Origin of the sequence: Collinsella sp. HCP28S3_B9 (assembly GCF_052066095.1) — a bacterium.
In the GTDB taxonomy this organism is placed as follows: domain Bacteria; phylum Actinomycetota; class Coriobacteriia; order Coriobacteriales; family Coriobacteriaceae; genus Collinsella.
On record NZ_JBQHST010000011.1, the window covers coordinates 40,858 to 60,594 of the forward strand.

Consider the following 19,737-nt stretch of genomic DNA (forward strand, 5'->3'; position numbering starts at 1 on the left):
ATATGGCCGTCAATTTGAAAACCGTAAAAGACACGGTGAATCTTGCGGCGGGGGTTTTGGCCGCCGCCGCCGGGGTTGTCGATGGGGCAAAGCAGCTCGGTTTCGATGTCGATGGAGCCGTGAAAAGCGCTGCCGACGGGGCGACCAGCGGCGCGCGTGCTGTTGCCGACGGCATCGGCAAGGGATTTGGTGCGGCGGCGGAAGGCGTCGGCGCGGCAGCCGGCGCGTTGGGTGATGCCACGAAGGCGTTCCAGGACTCAAGGGCCGCCGCGGAGGCTCGCAAGAAGATCGATGCCGCCAGGCAATCAATATTTGAAGGCGCGTCGACGGTGATGCCCCTGCACGAGTTCATCTGCCAGCAGGGCAAAGCCTCCGAGACTGCGTTCAACGGCTACGATATGCCCGGCTGCTATCTCATCGCGACATACCGCAGGCATGACCACGATAAGAACTTCAGCGACTATCTCGGAATATACGTGGGGTCAAGTGAGCGTATGGCGGACGATATCGTGTCCATACCTACGCGATTAGGCGATCCGGATGTCTACGCTGACTACAAGTACCGGCAAAACATTTTGCTATTCGTGTATCCGTGCGAGCTGAAGGACGTCGACGAACGTCGTGGGCTCCTGCTGCGTTCGTTTGACGGCGAGAGGCTCTACAACGGCACTGGATTATCGGTCGAGAGGGCGGCGGATGAAGACCTATAACCTGGACACCATCCAGAAGGTTCCCCTGCGCGAGGTGTGGCCGCATGAGGCCCACGACTTCACCAAGTGGCTGGCCGAGGAGCAGAACCTCGCAACCCTCGGGATGGCGGTCGGAATCGAGCTCGAGCTCATAGAGACTGAGTCCTCGGTCGGATCGTTCAACGTGGACATCTACGCACAGGAGTCCGGTACGGGCCGCAAGGTGATCATCGAGAACCAGCTCGAGGACACCAACCACGACCACCTCGGCAAGGTGATCACGTACGCCGCCGGCAAGGGCGCAGAGGTCGTCATCTGGGTCGTGGCGCGCGCCCGCGACGAGCACCGCCAGGCCATCGAGTGGCTCAACCAGCACACCGACAGTGACTTCGGGTTCTTCCTGGTTGAGGTCGAGCTCTGGAAGATCGGGGACTCCCTGCCCGCCCCGCGCTTCGGCGTGGTCGAGCAGCCGAACGAGTGGACCAAGGCCGTGAAGCTCTCCGAAGGGCTCAGCGAAACCGAAAAGGTCAAGCTGGCGTACTGGACGGCCTACCGCGAGGTGGCGGGCGGCCATCCGGAGCTCCTCAAGGAGTTCAGCCCGCAGAAGCCCAGCAAGGACCATTGGTCGACGCTCCGCCTGGGGGTCTCGGCATACCATCTCGCCCTGCTCATCGATACGCACAAGGGCCGCACGGGCATCGAGCTGTACGTGGACGACGACAAGGAGATCGGGCACCGCGCCATCGCCAACAGCGGGGTCTTCGAGGATCACCTCGGGCTGACGGCGGTGACCTTCGATGCGAAAAAGGCCTCGGGGCTGCGCTTCTACAAGGCGGGCCACCCCATCAAGGGCCACCAGGACGCATGGCCGGGGTACATCGAGGAACAGCTCGGATGGGCCCTCGAGATGAAAAAAATAATCGCGGAGATTGAGCTCTAAAAAACGCCCCAGCAGTAAATTGCCGGGGCGTTTTCTATTGAATATCGGGGCCAGGTCTATCCTTGTGCGGTCGCTGTGGCGTCGTTATCCGTGATGCAATCGACAAGATTTCCGGCAAGGCGGTCAACTTGGCCTGCGGCGAATTCGATGACTCTCTCTGGGTCTTGGATATCGCCGCGTGAGGCGGCGACGAGCGTTGCCGCGAGCCCCCTCATCTCGTAGCTGATATCGAAGATCCGATTTTGTTCGAGCTCGGTCATGAAAATGCTCCTCAACGGTAGAAATATTGGTCTATAGTATCGAACATATGTTCGTACTATGGGGGTCGTATTGTTCAAGAAGCATTCGCTGGCCGGGACGTGTGGGATACCGGTAGAGGAGCGTCGTATCTATATCGACGTTGATACCAAGGGGTCCGTCAATTTCAACCATGGGCCGGCGGATCCCCGGGTGATCCACTGGCCCGACGGCCGGTCGTGGACAGTCGAGTCTATTTATGACAGGCGGGAATATGGTCGCGCGATCTTCGGCAACCTTTGTGTCGAGGTCGGCGTCTGCATCGCGAAACAGCGCAAAACCATCTGGTGGGAGGGCGGCAGATGGTTCGTGGCCAAGGGTTCCGGCATGGCGGCGGTTCATATATGAGCTCGGCGCAAGCGGTTTTTACAGGTGAATGCACCGTTCGCTCGGTGGGTCCCGACCATGACCGCCGCGCCCATAAGCAGTATGTCGATGTCATGGTGATGGTGACGAGCTCGGGCGAGGTTCGTCCGTTCGCGGTCGATTGGCCCGACGGCAGGCGGTTTCCAATCGACGAGATCCTGAAAGTCTCTCCTCCTGGCCCCGTGTTGAACGGAAGCAGTAATCAGCAGTATGCGGTCAGGTTCGGTCGATGGGAGACAATCCTGTACCTTGAGAGGGCGATCGGCCATGATCGCCTTGAATTGAGCCGCTGGTGGGTCTGGGCCTTCGATTCGGCGGAGATCAAGAACCCGGTTTGATAGCCTGCACCCGGTTCGCGTGTTGGGATCCTCGTTTTACCTTGAAGACGGTCATTTCCTTTTAGGTCCGCCGAAGGCGGGCCTTTTTGTTGCCGATAGGCGGCATACGCCGCCGTATGGCCACGGCTTCACGGCCGGGTGGCACCTCCGCTACGCCGCGTCAAGGGGGCCCATGAGACCCCACACAAACCTCCGCTCCGCTCCGGTTGGTGGAGGTCGTCATGGACCTCCCTTGACCCGTCTTCGCTCCGGTGCGGCTTTGCAGGGAGCAAAGCCGACGACGACGCGCGGCGTCGCCATTCGGCTTTGCCCACAGGGGCGAGATGTTGAGGGCAGGTTGCCCGGAACGGAGGAAGACATGCAGCAGCTGATGACCGAGGAAATCGCCAAGACGGTGCCGAGGTTCTATAGGCAGGACGGGGCGTACGACCCCATCGTCCAACTTGCAGCTCGTCGGCCTAGCCGGCGAGCTTTTTTGTTATTCCGGGACCGTGTTCTCGGTCCAATTCTCGGCCTCTCAAACAAAATCTCAATCTGTAACATCTAGACCCGATTTGGGCGGCTAGGTGTTACAGATCGAGATATGCCGGTGGGTTGGGTCCCGTTTGTCTAAATCTGTAACACGAGGGACGGTTTTTGCCGAGTAACTGTTACAGATTTAGATCTTTCGGCAGGCTAGATTGGTTTGTCTTGATCTGTAACAGGTAGGGGTCAAAAGTCGGTCTAGATGTTACAGATTGAGATGTTTGGTCGGACCGAGTTTGTTCGTCTCGATCTGTAACATCTGGGGTCGTTTTTGGCCTGTAGGTGTTACAAATCGAGATTTTCCGACGGAACGCTGCCGTTTGTCTTGATCTGTAACAGGTAGGGGTCAAAAGTGGGTCTAGCTGTTACAGATTTAGATTATTGAGGATGGGTCGAGAGGAATATCTCGATCTGTAACAGTAAGACCCGGTTTTGCTGGGTAGCTGTTACAGATTGAGACAAACCGACGGGCCGCCCCGCCCCATCCGCCTGCCTCCACCTGATATTCGCCGATTTTCGTTGTGCCGCTGTACCCCCATGCCATATCCTCTAAACAACTACGCGGCATCATCGCCGCCGCGCCTACAAGAGAGGAATGTCCATGACCGCACCTGCGTCCAAGCTGCTCCAGCCCATTACGGTTGGCCCCCTTGAGCTCAAGAACCGCATTATGTTCCCGCCGCTGACCACCGGCTATGAGGAGCGCGACGGTTCCATCGGCGAGCGCAGCCTGGCTTTTTACGAGCGCCTGGCCTGTGGCGGCGTGGGCTACATCGTCATCGGCGACGTCGCTCCCGTCATGACCGCAAGCCCCACGCCCAAGCTGGCAACCGACGCCCAGATCCCCACGTTTAAGGCACTGGCCGACGCCGTCCACAAGCACGGTGCCAAGGTCGCGCTGCAGCTGTTCCACCCCGAGTACGACGTGCCCGGTGTCGGTCGCATGGTCATGGGCTCCATGGCTGCGGCCAAAGCTGCGCAGGAGGCCAAGGCCGCCGGCGACGAGGAGGCCTTTGCCGCCAAGATGGCCGAGTCCAACGAGATCCGCAAGCAGGCATATGCCAAGCTGCACCACGATATGCAGCACTTTGTGAACGAGGCGAGCGTAGAGCAGCTCACCCAGATCAAGGAGGCCATCGCCGCCTCGGCCGCTCGCGCGCAGCAGGCCGGCATCGATGCCATCGAGGTCCACGGCGACCGCCTGGTGGGTTCGCTGTGCTCCGCGATCCTCAACAAGCGAACCGACGAGTACGGTGGCTCGTTTGAGAACCGCGTTCGCTACGCGCTGGAGGTCGTCGCTGCCATCAAGGAAGCCGCGCCGCAGCTGATGGTGGAGTATAAGCTCCCCGTGATCATGGAGAACCCCGACGGCACGCCGCGTGGCAAGGGCGGCCTGCAGCCCGATGAGGCCTGCGAGTTCGCCAAGCTGCTCGAGGGCGCGGGCATCGATATGATCCAGGTTGCACAAGCCAACCACACCGGCAATATGGGCGACACCATTCCGTCCATGGGCGCCATGCCCTACAACTGGACGCTGCCCGTGGCCGAGCGCGTCAAGGCCCTGGTCTCCGTGCCGGTGGCAACTGTGGGCCGTGTTGTCTCGGTCGAGGCCGGCGAGAAGATCCTGGAAGACGGCGCGGCCGATATCATCGCCTATGGCCGCTCGCTCATGTGCGACCCCGACATTGCGCTGAAGGCCGCCACGGACGAACCCATCCGCGAGTGCCTCAACTGCAACAAGGGCTGCGTCGATGCGATTCAAAACCGCAAGTACATCTCGTGTGTGCTCAATGCCGAGAACGGCGACGAGGCTACCATCGCCATTAAGCCGGGCGAGGGCGACAAGAAGATCGCCGTTGTGGGCGGCGGTATTGCCGGTCTGGAGGCCGCACGCGTGGCGGCCAAGCGCGGCTACGACGTGACCGTCTACGAGGCGAGCGATCATCTGGGCGGCCAGATTGTGCTGGCGGCCGCGCCTCCGCGCAAGGACGAAATCATGCGCTCGGTCGAGTATTACGAGAAGATTCTGCCCGGCCTGGGCGTGAAGGTTGAGCTCAACCACGTCGCTACCACTGAGGACCTCAACGCCGCCGACGCCGCGATTGTGGCTGTGGGCGCGCACGACGTGGTCATCCCCGTTCCGGGTGCCGATTCTAAGAAGGTCGTCTCGAGCTGGGACGTGCTGGCCGGCAAGGTGGAGCTTACGGGCCGCGTCGCCGTCATTGGCGGTGGCCTGGTGGGCACCGAGACTGCCGAGTACCTGCTGCAGCACGGCTGCGAAGTGGCGATCGTGGAGATGCTCGACAAGATTGCCGCAGGCGAGTCCGAGACCATTCTGCCGCTGATTATGAGCGACTTTGCAGAGCACAACGTGGAGCAGCATGTTAAGACCCGTCTGACCGCCATTACCGACGAGGGCGTGGAGGCCGTGCGCACTGCCGATGACGGCGCCGAGGAGCCGGTGAAGATCGCCTGCGATTACGTGGTGATGGCTGTCGGTTCCAAGGCCAACGCGTTTGACTTGGATGGCGTTACGGTGCCCGTGACCTGTGTGGGCGACTGCTCGGGCGAGCGCACCGCCGACATTGCGAACGCCATTCGCACGGCATATCACGCGGCCAACGAGCTGTAGTTGAACATCGCGGCCAGGTGGGGCGGTAGCACGGATCTGTCTCGCCCGGCCGCGTCCCATCGGGTGTCAATCGGGGCGGGGCCTGCAAGCGCAGCAGGTCCCGCCCTTTTTGTTTTGCCCCGGTGGACGACAATGCGCGCTAATCATGGGGAGTGAGGCGTCTACTGCCTTGCAGACTGCTCAAAATTATTGGAGGAGGGGTTAATAACCATATCCTCTATTCCAAAGGACATAAAGAGATGCCAATTTTGCTGGCAAGCGAATGACGATTAGCTGCGAGCTAGTTACCAGCGTAAATAATCAATAAAGAAATGTCGTAAATTGGTGTCAAATTCCCAGATAGCGCCGCGTCTATTTTAATTAACTGCTTTGAGCAAACAGTAAAATGCTACTATCTAACTTGCACGTAAGAAAGCAATTTAACGTTTAAGGCTAAGAAGTAGAAGTGGCAGGTATGTCAGAAACAACAAGGACTCGCACGCATGCGCCCGAGATTAGGCAGCGCGCTGTCGAGATCCTCCAAGAAGGGGTCGGCCATCGCGCGCTCGCCGCAGAGCTTGGCATCCCCCAGGCCACAGCCCGTCAGTGGGCCCGTGCGTATGCCGTGGGCGGCGCCGACGCCGTTCTCAATGCGGGCTCTCATCACCACACATATTCGTTTGACGTTAAGCTTGCCGTGGTTAAGGACCGCTTGGAACATGGTCTGACGGTGCGTGAGGTCATGGTCAAGCACAAGATCCCCAGCGAGTCTTCGGTTAAAGCTTGGTGCCGACAGTATCGCGACGGTGGCGAGGCCGCCTTGGTCGATAAGCCGCGGGGTCGTAAACCGCGCGTTAAAAAGGCGGAATAGCGAACGGGATGGTGCGTCCGCAGGGGCGCATTTTTCTTGCCGCGCCAACTTTTTGGACCGCCGCGAGTCTATCGGGACATCCTTCAAAGTGGTCAATAAACCGCGCGCAGTGGCCCGTGCGCCCGCCGCTACGATAGGGGGAGCGTCGCCTCTCTGCTCCAAAGCGGACATGCCCTTACCCCATACGCCTAAAACTCCCCAGCTGACCGAAAACCTGCCGCCTGAACCCCCAATTTGAGCTATAACGTTAAATAATTGCAGCGTTTTTGCATGGGGGAGTGATGGTATGACGCTACTGTATTTCCTTACCCTGTTTCCGCTGGTACCGGCGATGGGCATGCTGCTCGCGCGCAGTGACCGAGCCCGCGATGCGGTAGGGCTTGTAGGCTCCGGCATTATTATGGCGGTGACCGTTGTAGTTGCCGTCTTATTTTTTGGCACGGGTCCGCAGGGCTTTGAGGTTGCCCCCGGCACCTCGCATGTGCTCTCGATCATCAGCTCCGTCATCGACGTAATTCTGTGCGCCGTCATCCTGTACAACGCGTTCAAATATAGGAACGCGCTTACCGGTGTGCTCGGCGTGGTGCAGCTGGTGGGTTCGGTTGCCTTCGCTGCCATGACGCTGCCCACGGCCGAGGTCGTCACCGCCACGCCGCTCTACCTGGACTATATGAGCGTGATCATGGTGCTCGCCGTTGGCATTGTCGGCAGCCTGATCTGCGTGTATGCCCTGGGCTACATGAAGGACTTCCAGGCGCACGATGAGCACGAGGCCGCGCTGCGTGGGCAGACCGCGCCCGACCGACGCCCGCAGTTCCTGGCGCTTATGTTCCTGTTCCTTTCGGCCATGTTCGTCATCGTGACGAGCGACAACCTGGAGTGGCTGTTCTGCGGCTGGGAAATCACCACCGTGTGCTCGTTTCTTATGATTGGCTATACGCGCACGCCCGAGGCCATCAAAAACGCCTTTACCCAGATTATCCTCAACATGCTGGGCGGCATCGCGTTTTTGGCGGGCCTTATGTTCCTGCACGTCAACGGCGTACCGCTGACCATCTCGGGCATGATCGAGCTTTCCGGCGCCGGAACCGCGCAATCCGCGCTGCTGGTGCTGCCGGTCGTCTTGCTGTCGATCGCCGCGCTTACCAAGGCCGCACAGATGCCGTTCCACACCTGGCTGCTCGGCGCCATGGTCGCCCCCACGCCCACGAGCGCCCTGCTGCACTCGTCCACCATGGTCAAGGCCGGCGTGTTTTTGATGGTCAAGCTGAGCCCGCTGTACGCCACCTATCCTGTGACCGGCTTTATGGTCACGAGCGTGGGCGCCATCACGTTTTTGCTCGCCGCCCTCATGGCCATCTCGCAGAGCAATGCCAAGCGTGTGCTCGCGTACTCCACCATTTCCAACCTGGGCCTCATCAGTGCCTGCCTGGGTGTCGGCGCGCCCGAGGCCGTGTGGGCCGCCATCTTCTTGATCTTGTTCCATACGGTGGCAAAGTCGCTGCTGTTCCTGTGCGTGGGCACGGCCGAGCATCATATCGGCAGCCGCAATATCGAGGACATGGACGGCATGTTCAGTCGCATGCCGCACCTGACGCGCCTGATGATGCTGGGCATCATGGGCATGTTCGTGGCGCCGTTTGGCATGCTCGTGTCTAAGTGGGGCGCCCTGGTGGCGTTTGCGCAGACCGGCAATGTGCTCATGATCATGGTGCTGGCCTTTGGCTCGGCCGCGACGTTCTTCTTCTGGGGCAAGTGGCTCGCCAAGCTCTCGGGCGTGGATTCTACGGCCGAAAACGTGGAGGGCAATGTCCATAAGACCGAATGGATAGCGCTCAACACTATCGCCGCGCTGCTGATTCTGTGCTGTGTAGCGTTCCCGATTATCTCGAGCGGTCTGGTGTCGCCTTACTTGGCCATGGTGTTTGGCCGCGTGCCGTATGTTATTGGCAAGGATGCCATGTATCTAATGGTGGTTATCGTGGCTTTTATCGCCGTGGTGCTGCTGACTTCATTCCGCGTGAGCAACAAACCGCACGTAAACGTATATCTTTCGGGCGTGGGAACCGACAATTACCGTCATTTCCGCGGCTCGATGGGACACGAGGTGAAGGCCGAAAAGCGCAATTGGTACCTGGAGGATGCCCTTGGCGAGAATCGCATTGGCCCCGCGGGCAGCATCGTGTGCTGCAGCATCATTCTGTTCGCGCTGCTATGCTGCGTATGGATTGGTCCCGATACGCTTGCCATGGGCGAGCCCTCGGTGCTGCGCGGCAAGTATTTCGAAGGCTCGGGCGTCGTGGGCATCTTTATAGGCACCGTGGCGTTTGCCCTGCTGGCGCCTTTGGTTGGTGGCCTGATCGACGGCATCGACCGCAAGCTGTCCGCTCGCATGCAGGGCCGCGTGGGACCGCGTCTGCTGCAACCGTTCTACGATGTAGCCAAGCTCCTGCGCAAAGCCCCTGCCAGCGTAAACACCGTGGACGATACCTACATGGCGTGCGCGCTCATCTTTACCGTGGTGGGCGGCGGCATCTTTGTGTCGGGTTCCAACACACTGTTATGCGCCTTTATGGTTACCCTCGCTGCGATCTTTGTGGTGCTGGCGTCCGCCTCGACGCAAAGCCCGTTTGCCCAGGTCGGAGCCGACCGCGAGCTGCTGCAGGTCATGAGTTACGAGCCCGCCGTTTTGCTGATGAGTGTGGGCCTGTACCTTGCCACCGACAGCTTCGATTCCATCGCCGTGACGGGGCAGTCGGCCCCCATCATCGTGTACAGCGCGCCCATCTTCCTCGCACTGCTCGCGGTGCTTACCATCAAACTGCGCAAGTCGCCGTTTGACCTTTCGTACTCGCATCACGCGCATCAGGAGATCGTCCAGGGCGTCGCCACCGAGATGAGCGGCGGCACGCTGGCCAAGATGACCCTTATGCACTGGTGCGAGACCGTGCTGTTTTTGATGTGGGTGGGCATGTTCTTTGTTTGGGACAACCCGGTGAGCTGGGTCGTCGCCCTGGTCGTTATGGTCATGACGTATTTTGCCGAGGTACTGATCGATAACACCTTCGCCCGTAGCACCTGGCGCAGCTGCTTTAAGCTCGGCTGGGGTGTGGCGCTGGTGTTTGGCCTGCTCAACCTTATGCCCATCCTCGTCGACGTGTTTATTTAGGAGGCGGCATCCATGGATCATAAAATGTCGCGTTCGCCGTGGGTTATTCATTACGACGGTTCGAGCTGCAACGGATGCGATATCGAGGTGCTGGCCTCGCTCACGCCGCTGTTCGATGCGGAGCGCTTTGGCGTGGTCAACACCGGCAACCCCAAACATGCGGACATCTTTTTGGTGACGGGGTCGGTCAACGCCCAGAACTTGCCCGTCGTGCGCCAGATCTACAACCAGATGCTCGAGCCCAAGTGCGTGGTGGCGTGCGGCATCTGCGCGTGCTCGGGCGGCGTGTTCCGCGATGCGTACAACGTGATCGGTGGCGTGGACCGCGCAATTCCCGTGGACGTGTACGCGCCCGGATGCGCCATTCGCCCCGAGACGGTGATCGACGCCATCGTGGAGGCGTGCGGCATCCTGGACCAGAAGGAGGCTGTGATGCGCGCCGGCGGCGACCCGCTTACCGTGGGCGGTGCTGCTACCTGGGATGGCGGCGTTGAGCTGGGCGAGGACGGATTTGTGGCCGCGGCTGAGGCCGGCGACGCGCCCGCCGCTGGCGACGCACCTGCTGGGACGCCCGCCGCGTCCGCCGCTGCAAGGGGGGCCGAGTAATGCAAAAGGCAATCTATACCACCGTCGAGCTCGATGCGCTGCTGTCGCATGTCCAGGCGCTCAAGGGTTCCGGTGCCCGCTTTGTGCAGATGCACGCCGAGCGCAATGTGGACGACGGCACGTATCGCTTGGTCTATACGTTCATCAACGTTCGTGCTGCCCAGGAGCAGATCGCGCAGGACGGCAGCTATGCGATTGAGAACCTGGTGGTTGAGGGCATCGACCAGTACCAGGAGATTCCATCCATCAGCTCGTACTACCCTGCGGTGTTCCCGTTTGAAAATGAGGCACACGACCTGGTTGGGCTTGCCATTACCGACATGCAGATTGACTTTAAGGGCTTTTTCTACCAGGTCTCGACTGCCGATCCCATGAGCGTCATCACGCCCGAGGTTAAGGCTGCGCGCGAGAAGGCCATGAAGGTCCGTGCCGCTGCCGAGGCCAAGGCGCGCAAGGCCGCGGCCGAGAAGGCCGCCGCTGCCGCGGCCGCTGCGGGGGAGGGCGCTGGCGATGCTGCGGGCGCTGCCGTCGCTCAGCCCGCTGCGGCTGCCGGCTCCGATGCTCAGCATGACGAGGCTGCCGCCAAGGCCGCGCTCAAGGCTGCCGAGATGGAGGCAAAGCTCGCCGCCATGGATCCCGAGAAAGCGGCCAAGGTTCGCGCGGCGCTTGCCGCCAAAGCCGCCCGCGATAAGCAAAAAAAGGAGGCGTAAGGTCCATGGCACATCGCTCCGTTATTCCGTTTGGCCCGCAGCACCCGGTGCTGCCCGAGCCGCTTCACCTGGACCTGGTGCTCGAGGACGACCGCGTTATCGAGGCTATTCCTCAGATCGGCTTTGTGCACCGCGGACTCGAGAAGCTCACCGAAAAGCGTGACATGCACCAGTTTGGCTACATCGCCGAGCGCATCTGCGGCATTTGCGCCGTGGGTCACAGCTGCGGCTATGCCAGCGCCTGCGAGCGCATGCTCGATATCGAGGTGCCTGGCCGCGTGCAGTATATCCGTACCATTTTGCACGAGCTTTCGCGCATTCACTCGCACCTGCTGTGGCTGGGCCTGCTCGCCGATGCCTTTGGCTTCGAGGCGCTGTTCTATCGTTCGTGGACCCTGCGCGAGCAGATTCTCAAGATCTTTGAGAGCACGTGTGGCGGTCGCGTGATTCTGTCGATTAACGAGATCGGCGGCCTTAAGCATGACATTGAGGACTCCGAGCTGGCGGGCATTGTCCAGACGCTCGATGCCATGCGCCCCGACTACGAGGCCCTGGTGCATACGTTTATGGACGACAACAGCTGCGGCGAGCGCCTGCATGGCGTGGGCGTGATCAGCAAGAAAGACGCGCTGGAGCTTTCGATGGTCGGTCCGTTTGGGCGCGCCTCGGGCGTGGATTACGACGTGCGCATGTTTGGCGACGGTGCCTATGCGGACCTGGCTGCGTTTGAGCCCGTCGTTGCTACCGATGGCGACTGCTATGCCCGCTGCCAGGTGCGTTGCGCCGAGGTCACGCAGGCCATGGACATCATTAAGGAGCTTGTGGGCAAGATTCCGCATGACGGCATCGGCGGGCGCACCAAGCTTACGCCGGCCGATGGCGCACGCGGCGAGGTTGTGATTGAGCAACCGCGCGGCGAGGCGTACTACTATGTGCGCGGTAACGGCACCAAGAATTTGGACCGTTTCCGCGTGCGCACGCCGACGTCGCAAAACCTGGCGGGCCTGACGCATGCACTGCAGGGCGTGCTCATTGCCAACGTGCCCATGATTATCCTGACCATCGACCCCTGCATTAGTTGCACGGAAAGGTAGGCGCGGCATGAGTTTGATGACATTTGCCAAGACGGCCTTGGGCTCTATGGTCAAGCAGCCGGTCACGGTGTGCTATCCGCAGGAGGAGCTGGCGGCGCCCGAGCGCCTGCGCGGGCATATCGTCAACGATATGGACGTGTGCATCTGCTGCGGCATGTGCGCGCGTCGCTGCCCGGCGAGCGCGCTCACAGTCGATCGCAAGGGTGGTACCTGGTCGATCGATCCGTATGCTTGTGTGGTGTGCGGCGAGTGCATCGAAAGCTGCCCTAAGCACTGTCTGAGTATGGACACCACCCGCACCCCGGTTGCGGCGGACAAGACTCCCACGGTAGAAACCAAGCCGGAGTAGCACTGGAATAGAGCTGGAATAGGGGCCGGTGGGGCAAAAATGCCCCGCCGGCCCCGCGCGTGAACGCGCGGCTAAGCCTCTGCGAACAAAAACTATGCCGGATTACGGGGCTGAATTGCGAATCCCCAACCATATCGAAAACCACGAAGATAAAACCGCAGGTAGACAGCTCGCTTTTTTCAAAAATAGAGGGTATGGATGAGGGCCCCGACTTTAGCTCCGTAATCTGGCATAGTTTTGAAATGCCACCATATCAGTAACAGCGCTTGATCTCCCGCGGACGAAGGAAAACGGATCATTTTGGCCTTGCGAGGGCTGCCGCGCGACCCGTCTGCCACGAAATGGGCCCATCTACTACGTTTAAGCCGCTACCCTCAACCATGCCAAAAAGCGCGAAAACGAAACCGCAGGTAGAACGCCTGCGGTTTTTCATGAAACGCGGTTGTGGTCAGGGGCATCGGGTTAAACATAGTAGATAGGCCAGTTTCGTGGCGAGCACCACCAATTGATCCCCCGGGGACGGAGGAAAACGGGTTCTTTTGCCCCGTCCATCTTGAGTCGCACCCGTTTTCCTGCGAAAACGCTCGTGTCTCAACTATGGTGAGACATTTGTCTCACGCTCAAAACCGAATCTGGAACGTGTGTCACCTGCTCAAATTGTGTCTCATTCCGTAACTTGAGGCTGATGCAAGGCCTGAGTCTGCGAGAAGGGAGACGCGATGGGTAAGTACACGAGGGGTCTCTTGGCGGTGATGCTGGCCGTAGTGCTGGTATTGCCGGCTGCGGCATTTGCCATGCCGCCCGAGGCCAACGCCAGGTCCAGCACCGGAATGGATGGACCGACAATGACCGGAAAGGTCGTCGACCCCGATACCAGCGGCCGCTGGGAAATCTGGGCGGCTGGCCATAGCGGCAATAAAGTATCGACCCAACACGTCGGCCGAATCTGGACCGACAAGACGGTCAAGGCAACCGAGAAAAACGAGGAGTCGGATTTTCTGACTACGCTTTCGGCCATGTCCTCGACGTCCAATTCAACCGTGACGGTTACTACGCCGCTCGACATCGTGATGGTGCTGGATGCCTCTGGCTCGATGGATGGTGAGATGGGCGGTGGAGATTCCACCAAGCGTATCGATGCACTGGAGAGCGCTGCCAGCAGCTTCATCGACACCATTGCCAAACAAAACGAGGGTATCGAGGGCGTGGATAGGCAGCATAAGGTTGCAATCGTTAAGTTCGCGGGCAAGAAGTCCGACAATATCGGCAACGGGACGTATCGTGACGGAGAACACACCTACAATTACACGCAGGTAATGAAAGGCCTGACCGATTGCTCCGGCGGCAACGTGAAAGCTCTTAAGGATAGGATTGCCCAGATTACACCCGCTGGTGCAACGCGCGCCGACAATGGCCTGCAGCTGGCAGAGGGCATCACTTCTGGTCGCGTGGACGCCAAGAAGATTGTTGTGTTCTTTACCGACGGCACGCCGACAAGCTTCAGCGAGTTCAATCCGGATGTCGCCAACGCTGCCGTAACGGCCGCCAAGAGCATGAAGGACAGCAAGGCTACCGTTTATACTATCGGCATCTTTGATGGCGCGGACCCCAAAGCCAGCGTCCAAGATTCGAAGACAAGCCAAGAGAACAAGTTCATGCAGGCCGTTTCGAGCAACTACCCCAATGCCACGAAATGGAATACTCACGGAACGCGTGCGGAAAACTCCGACTACTACAAGTCGGCGACCAATGCCGAAGAGCTCAAGAAGGTCTTCGACGACATTTCGCAGGCCATCACATCGGAGGCGCCTTATCCGACCGAAATCCATAAGGGCTACGACGAGACCAAGTCCGGCTACATCACGTTTACCGACGAGCTGGGCGACTTTATGCAGGTTGATGGATTTACCGAAGTCGTCATTAACGGCACGCCGTTTACCAAGGCGAGCAAGACGGTCAATAAAGAAACCAATACCGACACCTACGAGTTCACCGGCAAGGCAAAAGACCTGCTCATTACCGTGCAGCGTGCCGGCGATGACAATCCCCAGAAGGGCGATATCGTAACGGTCAATATTCCTGCGTCGTTGATTCCGCTGAGTCACTTTAAGACCGTAGACGGCAAGCTTTCGGTCGACAACGTTAAGCCCATCCAGGTGAAGTATGCTTCGAGCGTGAAGAGTGTTGCGCTCGACAACCTATTTACGCCTGAGGAGGTCACGGGGCTCAAGGCTTACATCGAAAAGAATACGACCGTTGCCGACGATGGCACCAAGACCGTGAACTTCTACGCGAACAAGTGGGAGACCGGCGCGTTGGGTAATACGGTTGCGACCTTTGAGCCGGCCGACACCAACCGCTACTACTACTTCCAGAAACAGACCCCAATTTACACGGACAAGGACTGCACGCAGCCTGCAAAGAATTCGCTGGCAGATACCGGCACCTATTACTACAAGGATGAGTTTGAGGAGCAGGGCGAAAACGATGAGGCCAAGCCCGCCTCTGCCGTCATCGAGTTTATCGGCGGCGACGCTGCGAAGTTTGACGGCGCTATTGTTGCTGACGAGGACGGCAGCCTTTCGTTTAGCGTGGGAACCGCGCGCCTAGCCTTTATCGACGAGCTCCACACCACCAAGGAGAGTGTGGGCGGCAACAACACTGGTACCGCGACCGACGTTCTTAACCCCAAGTGGAACAACGTGTCCGCCAAGGCGACCGCGACGCATGTCAATTCCTACCTGGGCAACAACGGCAAGATCAGCTTTAACGTGACGCCGACAACGGTGGATACCAAGGCCAGCTTTGGCCTGACCAAGGTGCTCGAGGGCCGCGATTGGACGGATGCGGACGAGTTTAAGTTTGAACTCTCCGCAACGTCCGAGAATGACGCCCCGATGCCCGCACACGCGACCGCGACCGTGACCAATGACGACCTGGACGACAATGGCAAGGCAGCTATCGACTTCGGCGAGATCACCTGCAACAAGCCGGGCGAGTACACCTATGAGGTCCGCGAGGTCAAGGGCGGCGCCGGTGGCATCACCTACAGCGAGAACGTTGCCACGTTCAAGGTGACCGTGGCGGTTAAGGCTACGGGTGGGCTTAAGGCTGACGTTGAAAAGATCTCGGGCAAGACCGAGTTCAAGAACACCTATAGCGCCAAGACGGAAACCCCGCTGACTCTTGAGGCAACCAAGACGCTCACGGGGCGCCCGATGGCCGATGACGAATTTAAGTTTGCGCTGAGCTATGCGGGGCACGACGAGGTTCTGCTGGATGCAACCAACAAGGGTGGCAAGGTTGAGTTCGGGCCGCTGACGTACACGACCGAGTCGCTTGCCAAGCTGGTCGAGGAGGGCAAGGCGTCGGTTGATGCTAGCTCCGACAAGCCCACGTGGACCATTCGCTACATTGCTGCCGAGCAGACCGGAAAGCTGCCTGCGGGCGTGAGCGCCACCGTGTCGGCAATTGACGCATGTGTAACCGTTGTCGACAACGGCGATGGTACCCTGACGGCGGCGGCTGTCTACGGCGATGCCGGCAACGAGTTTGTGAACACCTACACTGCCGCGCCTGTCGAGGCATCGCTTGTGGGCAAGAAGAATCTGCAGGTTCCTGATGGCTTGACCCCGGCTGACATTGCCGGCAAGTTCACCTTTACCGTGACCGGTGAAGAGGGCGCACCCATGCCCGCGAACGCGAGCGTGACCAATGATGCCAAGGGCAAGGTCGACTTTGGCAAGATCACCTTTACGCTCGACGACCTTAACAAGGCTCTGGGCGAGAAGCCCGAGAAGCGCGAGCGCACCTTTACCTACACCGTGACCGAGTCCGGTGAGGTCGCTGGCGTGACCAACGACGCCGAGACTTCGCGTACGGTTTCCTTCACCGTGACTGATGACGGCGAGGGTACTCTGAGGGTGTCCCGCAAGCCGGATGGCGATGCGGCATTTACGTTCACCAATACCTATAGCGTGACGCCCGTCGAGACGCGCGTCACCGACCAGATCACCGCGACCAAGGTTCTGGACGGCCGCGGCCTCAAGGCTGGCGAGTTCAGATTCGAGCTCGTCGAGGGCGAGGGCGAGGACGCCAAGGTCGTCGCCACCGGCACCAACAATGCCGAAGGCAAGATCACGATGAACGCCGTGAAGTACGACAAGCCCGGCAAGCACACCTACACACTGCGCGAGGTCAAGGGCAACGCCGGCGGTATCACCTACAGCGATGCCAAGTTCACCATCGAGACCACCATCACCGATAACGGCGACGGCACTCTCAAGGCCGAGCATGTCCTGAAGGGCACCGAGCCCGCCGAGTTCAAGAACACCTACAGTGTGACCCCGATCGACGCAGAGCTCGACTTTGACCTGAGCAAGGCCGTCGACGGCCGCGACTGGACGGATGCAGACGAGTTCAGCTTTACCATCACCGCTCCCGAGGGCGCCCCGCTGCCCGATCCCGCAACCGTAACCGTGAACAAGAAGGACGCGAAGGATGGCATCGCCGCCATCAAGTTCGGTAAGATCCGCTACACGGCTGCCGGAACCTACAAATATGAGATTCGCGAGAACGCGGGCAACGCGGCGGGCATGACGTATGACGGACATGTCGCGACCGCCGAAGTGACCGTGACCGAGAACGGCGAGGGCGTCCTGACCGCCAACGTCACCAAGAAGGAAAGCGGACGTTTTATCAACACGTACCGCACTGAGCTCGATTACGCCGCGGCCGGCGGCCTCAAGCTCAGCAAGAGCCTCTCCGGACGTCCCATGACCGAGGGCCAGTTCACCTTTACCGTGACGCCCGCCGACGAGGCTTCGGCTAACGCGCTTGGCCTGCTGCCCGGGGCCAACACTTTCAAGTCCCCTGCGACGGCAGAGGCAACGGTCGGCCTGATTGACATCCTGGCTGGCCATGAGGTCAAGTTTACGCAGGCTGACGCGGGCAAGACCTTTACATACACCGTTGCCGAGAAGAACGATGGCCAGCCCGGTTACACCTACGACGAGGCCGTGCGCACCGTGACGATCGCTATCGCCGACGATGGTGCCGGCACGCTCACCGCCACGACGATCGTTTCCGGCGGACCCGAGGGCACGCATGCGACGGTCCACAAGAGCGGCGAGAACAAGGTCGAGAGCGCCGTGGTCCCGTTCGCCAACAGCTACCACGCATCGACCGATAACCCGGGCACCGCTGCTCAGGTTGTCGCAACCAAGACCCTGACCGGTCGTCCGATGGCCGACGGCGAGTTCTGCTTCGGTATTGCCTATGCAGGTGAGACGGAAGCCATCAACGGCACTACGGCGTGGAACGTTAACGGCCAGGTGAGCTTTGGCACGCTGCATTACACGACCGAGATGCTTGCCGACCTGGTAAACGCCAAACGCGCCATCCGCACCGACGCGGATGCCAAGCTTGCGTGGACTATCAACTACACGGCGTTTGAGTACACGTCCCCGCTCGCAGCAAAGGGTATTACTGCCGCGAAGTCGAGCTTTAGCTTTAAGGTCATCGTCGTCGACAACGGCGACGGCACTCTGACGGCGAAGCCTGACTACGGTGGCACCGAGCCCGTGTTCGAGAACGTCTATGGCGCCGAGGCCGTCGATGCCGCACTTGCCGGCGCCAAGAAGCTCCAGGCTGCCGAGGGCCTGACCCCGGCCGATATCACGGGTAAGTTCACCTTTACCGTGACCGCCGATGAGGCGGGCGCCCCGATGCCCGAGCGCACGGCCGCAACCAACGACGCGGCCGGCAACGTGGACTTTGGCAAGATCCACTTTACGCTCGAGGACCTCAACCGCGCCTTGGGCGTGACGGATGATGCGACCGATAAGGCCGAGGCAGACGAAGCTGACGAAGCCGAGGCTGACGAGGCAGAGGCTGAAGAGGCCGACGTCGACGCTGATGCCAATGCCGACGAGTCCGGCGGCGAGTCCGAGCCCGCAGCCCCCACCGCCCCGCGCTCGCACATCTTTACCTACACGGTGACCGAGTCCGGTAGCGCCCCTGGCGTGACCAACGACGCCAACGCCACGCGTAAGGTTTCCTACACCGTGACTGACGACGGTGCCGGACATCTGAAGGTCGTGCGCGAGGGTGACGACGGCGCTGCCTTCACGTTCACCAACACCTACAGCGTGACGCCTACCGATTCTGTGGTGACCGATCAGGTCAAGACGGTCAAGCGTCTGACCGGACGCGACCTTGCAGCAGGCGAGTTCACGTTTGAGCTGCTCGAGGACGGCGTGGTTGTCGCGACCGGCACCAACGACGCCAATGGCACCGTCGCGCTGAGCCCGATCCGCTACGAGGCACCTGGCGCGCACACGTACATGCTGCGCGAGGCTTGCCCCAACGCGCTCGGCCTGTACAAGGGCGTCACCTATGACGGCACGACCTACACCGTCGTGACCACCGTCTCCGACAACGGCGACGGCACGCTGACCGCGACGCACAAGCTCGAGGGAACTACTGAGTCGGCTGGCTTTACCAACAAGTATCATGCCATGCCCACGCAGGTCTCCATCGGTGCCATCAAGGTGCTCGAGGGACGCGAGCTCAAGAAGGACGAGTTTAGCTTTAAGCTCTTTGGCGAGGACATTGAGTCTACGGTCACCAACGATGCCGATGGCAAGATCAACTTCGACAAGTTCGAGTACGACGAGCCCGGTACGTACGTCTACACCATCAGCGAGGTCAAGGGCGACGAGGCCGGTATGACCTATGACAAGTCCGTCTTTACCGCGACCGTCAACGTGGCCGATGACGGCGAGGGCAACCTCAAGGCGAATGTCGCCTTTACCAAGGGCGAAAAGAGCGTCGAGGGCATCGTGTTCAACAACACGTACAAGAAGCCCGAGACGCCCGTGCCGACGCCCGATCCCGGCACGCCCAAGACCGTGACGAACATCGTCAAGATGGTCAAGGGTTTCCTGCCCACCACGGGTGACCAGCAGACCGCCGCACTGCTCATGGCATTTGTTATCGCCATGGCCGGCGTCGGAGCCCTGGTCTGGGGTATCCGTAAACGCTAGGCACGCTGGCGGGGGGGGGGGGGGGCCCCCCCCCCCGCGCGCCCGGCGGGGCGCGCAATATAAAACCACCCCCCCCCCCCCCCCCCCGCCCCCCGGCCTCGAGGCAAGCCGTCGGCGGGGGTGTTG

The 19,737-nt window shown here is 60.3% G+C and carries 13 protein-coding genes; 12 read left to right on the top strand and 1 reads right to left on the bottom strand.

All coding sequences use genetic code 11. The annotated features are described in order from the left end of the window. The first annotated feature begins 2 nt into the window (after positions 1-2). Complete coding sequence (locus ACTNBB_RS04025) at positions 3-710, top strand: hypothetical protein (protein ID WP_441056416.1); 708 nt, start codon at positions 3-5, stop codon at positions 708-710. Next, a complete protein-coding gene (locus ACTNBB_RS04030; RefSeq protein WP_441056417.1) occupies positions 697-1,629 on the top strand; it encodes a DUF4268 domain-containing protein in 933 nt (310 codons plus the stop codon). The genes ACTNBB_RS04025 and ACTNBB_RS04030 overlap by 14 nt, the downstream gene beginning before the upstream one ends. Before the next feature lie 56 nt (positions 1,630-1,685). On the opposite strand, the gene ACTNBB_RS04035 is transcribed toward ACTNBB_RS04030, so the two are convergent. Then, positions 1,686-1,889, bottom strand: coding sequence for a hypothetical protein (locus tag ACTNBB_RS04035; protein ID WP_441056418.1), 204 nt, complete (start codon positions 1,887-1,889; stop codon positions 1,686-1,688). A 70-nt stretch (positions 1,890-1,959) separates the two neighbouring features. On the opposite strand from ACTNBB_RS04035, the gene ACTNBB_RS04040 reads away from it, so the two are divergent. The 10 genes from ACTNBB_RS04040 (at position 1,960) to ACTNBB_RS04085 (ending at position 19,611) form a co-directional block, all read left to right on the top strand. Next, on the top strand, positions 1,960-2,274 hold the full coding sequence (locus ACTNBB_RS04040) for a hypothetical protein (RefSeq protein ID WP_373267835.1): 315 nt from the start codon (positions 1,960-1,962) through the stop codon (positions 2,272-2,274). Beyond that, complete coding sequence (locus tag ACTNBB_RS04045) at positions 2,271-2,630, top strand: hypothetical protein (RefSeq protein ID WP_441056419.1); 360 nt, start codon at positions 2,271-2,273, stop codon at positions 2,628-2,630. Before ACTNBB_RS04040 ends, ACTNBB_RS04045 begins: the two co-directional genes overlap by 4 nt. A gap of 1,126 nt (positions 2,631-3,756) precedes the next feature. Then, complete coding sequence (gene bilR / locus ACTNBB_RS04050) at positions 3,757-5,787, top strand: bilirubin reductase, long form (RefSeq protein ID WP_441056420.1); 2,031 nt, start codon at positions 3,757-3,759, stop codon at positions 5,785-5,787. Positions 5,788-6,241: 454 nt separating this feature from the next. Further along, positions 6,242-6,637 (top strand): helix-turn-helix domain-containing protein, encoded by a 396-nt coding sequence (locus ACTNBB_RS04055; protein WP_229770663.1) that lies wholly within the window; start codon positions 6,242-6,244, stop codon positions 6,635-6,637. Positions 6,638-6,923: 286 nt separating this feature from the next. Beyond that, entirely contained in the window at positions 6,924-9,806 is a 2,883-nt protein-coding gene (locus ACTNBB_RS04060; RefSeq protein ID WP_441056421.1) for a proton-conducting transporter transmembrane domain-containing protein, read from the top strand. A gap of 12 nt (positions 9,807-9,818) precedes the next feature. Then, on the top strand, positions 9,819-10,412 hold the full coding sequence (locus ACTNBB_RS04065) for an NADH-quinone oxidoreductase subunit B family protein (protein WP_427795592.1): 594 nt from the start codon (positions 9,819-9,821) through the stop codon (positions 10,410-10,412). Then, entirely contained in the window at positions 10,412-11,122 is a 711-nt protein-coding gene (locus tag ACTNBB_RS04070) for an NADH-quinone oxidoreductase subunit C (protein ID WP_441056422.1), read from the top strand. Before ACTNBB_RS04065 ends, ACTNBB_RS04070 begins: the two co-directional genes overlap by 1 nt. Before the next feature lie 5 nt (positions 11,123-11,127). Then, positions 11,128-12,216 carry a hydrogenase large subunit gene (locus ACTNBB_RS04075; protein WP_441056423.1) on the top strand — a complete coding sequence of 363 codons (1,089 nt, stop codon included), beginning with the start codon at positions 11,128-11,130 and terminating at the stop codon, positions 12,214-12,216. Between the two features lie 7 nt (positions 12,217-12,223). Then, complete coding sequence (locus ACTNBB_RS04080; protein ID WP_441056424.1) at positions 12,224-12,565, top strand: 4Fe-4S dicluster domain-containing protein; 342 nt, start codon at positions 12,224-12,226, stop codon at positions 12,563-12,565. A 719-nt stretch (positions 12,566-13,284) separates the two neighbouring features. After that, complete coding sequence (locus ACTNBB_RS04085) at positions 13,285-19,611, top strand: Spy0128 family protein (protein WP_441071029.1); 6,327 nt, start codon at positions 13,285-13,287, stop codon at positions 19,609-19,611. Positions 19,612-19,737 lie beyond the last annotated feature (126 nt).

Coding starts and splice junctions, on each gene's coding strand:
- ACTNBB_RS04025 (WP_441056416.1), top strand. CDS start 3: ATGGCCGTCAATTTGAAAACCGTAAAAGACACGGTGAATCTTGCGGCG.
- ACTNBB_RS04030 (WP_441056417.1), top strand. CDS start 697: ATGAAGACCTATAACCTGGACACCATCCAGAAGGTTCCCCTGCGCGAG.
- ACTNBB_RS04035 (WP_441056418.1), bottom strand. CDS start 1,889: ATGACCGAGCTCGAACAAAATCGGATCTTCGATATCAGCTACGAGATG.
- ACTNBB_RS04045 (WP_441056419.1), top strand. CDS start 2,271: ATGAGCTCGGCGCAAGCGGTTTTTACAGGTGAATGCACCGTTCGCTCG.
- bilR (WP_441056420.1), top strand. CDS start 3,757: ATGACCGCACCTGCGTCCAAGCTGCTCCAGCCCATTACGGTTGGCCCC.
- ACTNBB_RS04055 (WP_229770663.1), top strand. CDS start 6,242: ATGTCAGAAACAACAAGGACTCGCACGCATGCGCCCGAGATTAGGCAG.
- ACTNBB_RS04060 (WP_441056421.1), top strand. CDS start 6,924: ATGACGCTACTGTATTTCCTTACCCTGTTTCCGCTGGTACCGGCGATG.
- ACTNBB_RS04065 (WP_427795592.1), top strand. CDS start 9,819: ATGGATCATAAAATGTCGCGTTCGCCGTGGGTTATTCATTACGACGGT.
- ACTNBB_RS04070 (WP_441056422.1), top strand. CDS start 10,412: ATGCAAAAGGCAATCTATACCACCGTCGAGCTCGATGCGCTGCTGTCG.
- ACTNBB_RS04075 (WP_441056423.1), top strand. CDS start 11,128: ATGGCACATCGCTCCGTTATTCCGTTTGGCCCGCAGCACCCGGTGCTG.
- ACTNBB_RS04080 (WP_441056424.1), top strand. CDS start 12,224: ATGAGTTTGATGACATTTGCCAAGACGGCCTTGGGCTCTATGGTCAAG.
- ACTNBB_RS04085 (WP_441071029.1), top strand. CDS start 13,285: ATGGGTAAGTACACGAGGGGTCTCTTGGCGGTGATGCTGGCCGTAGTG.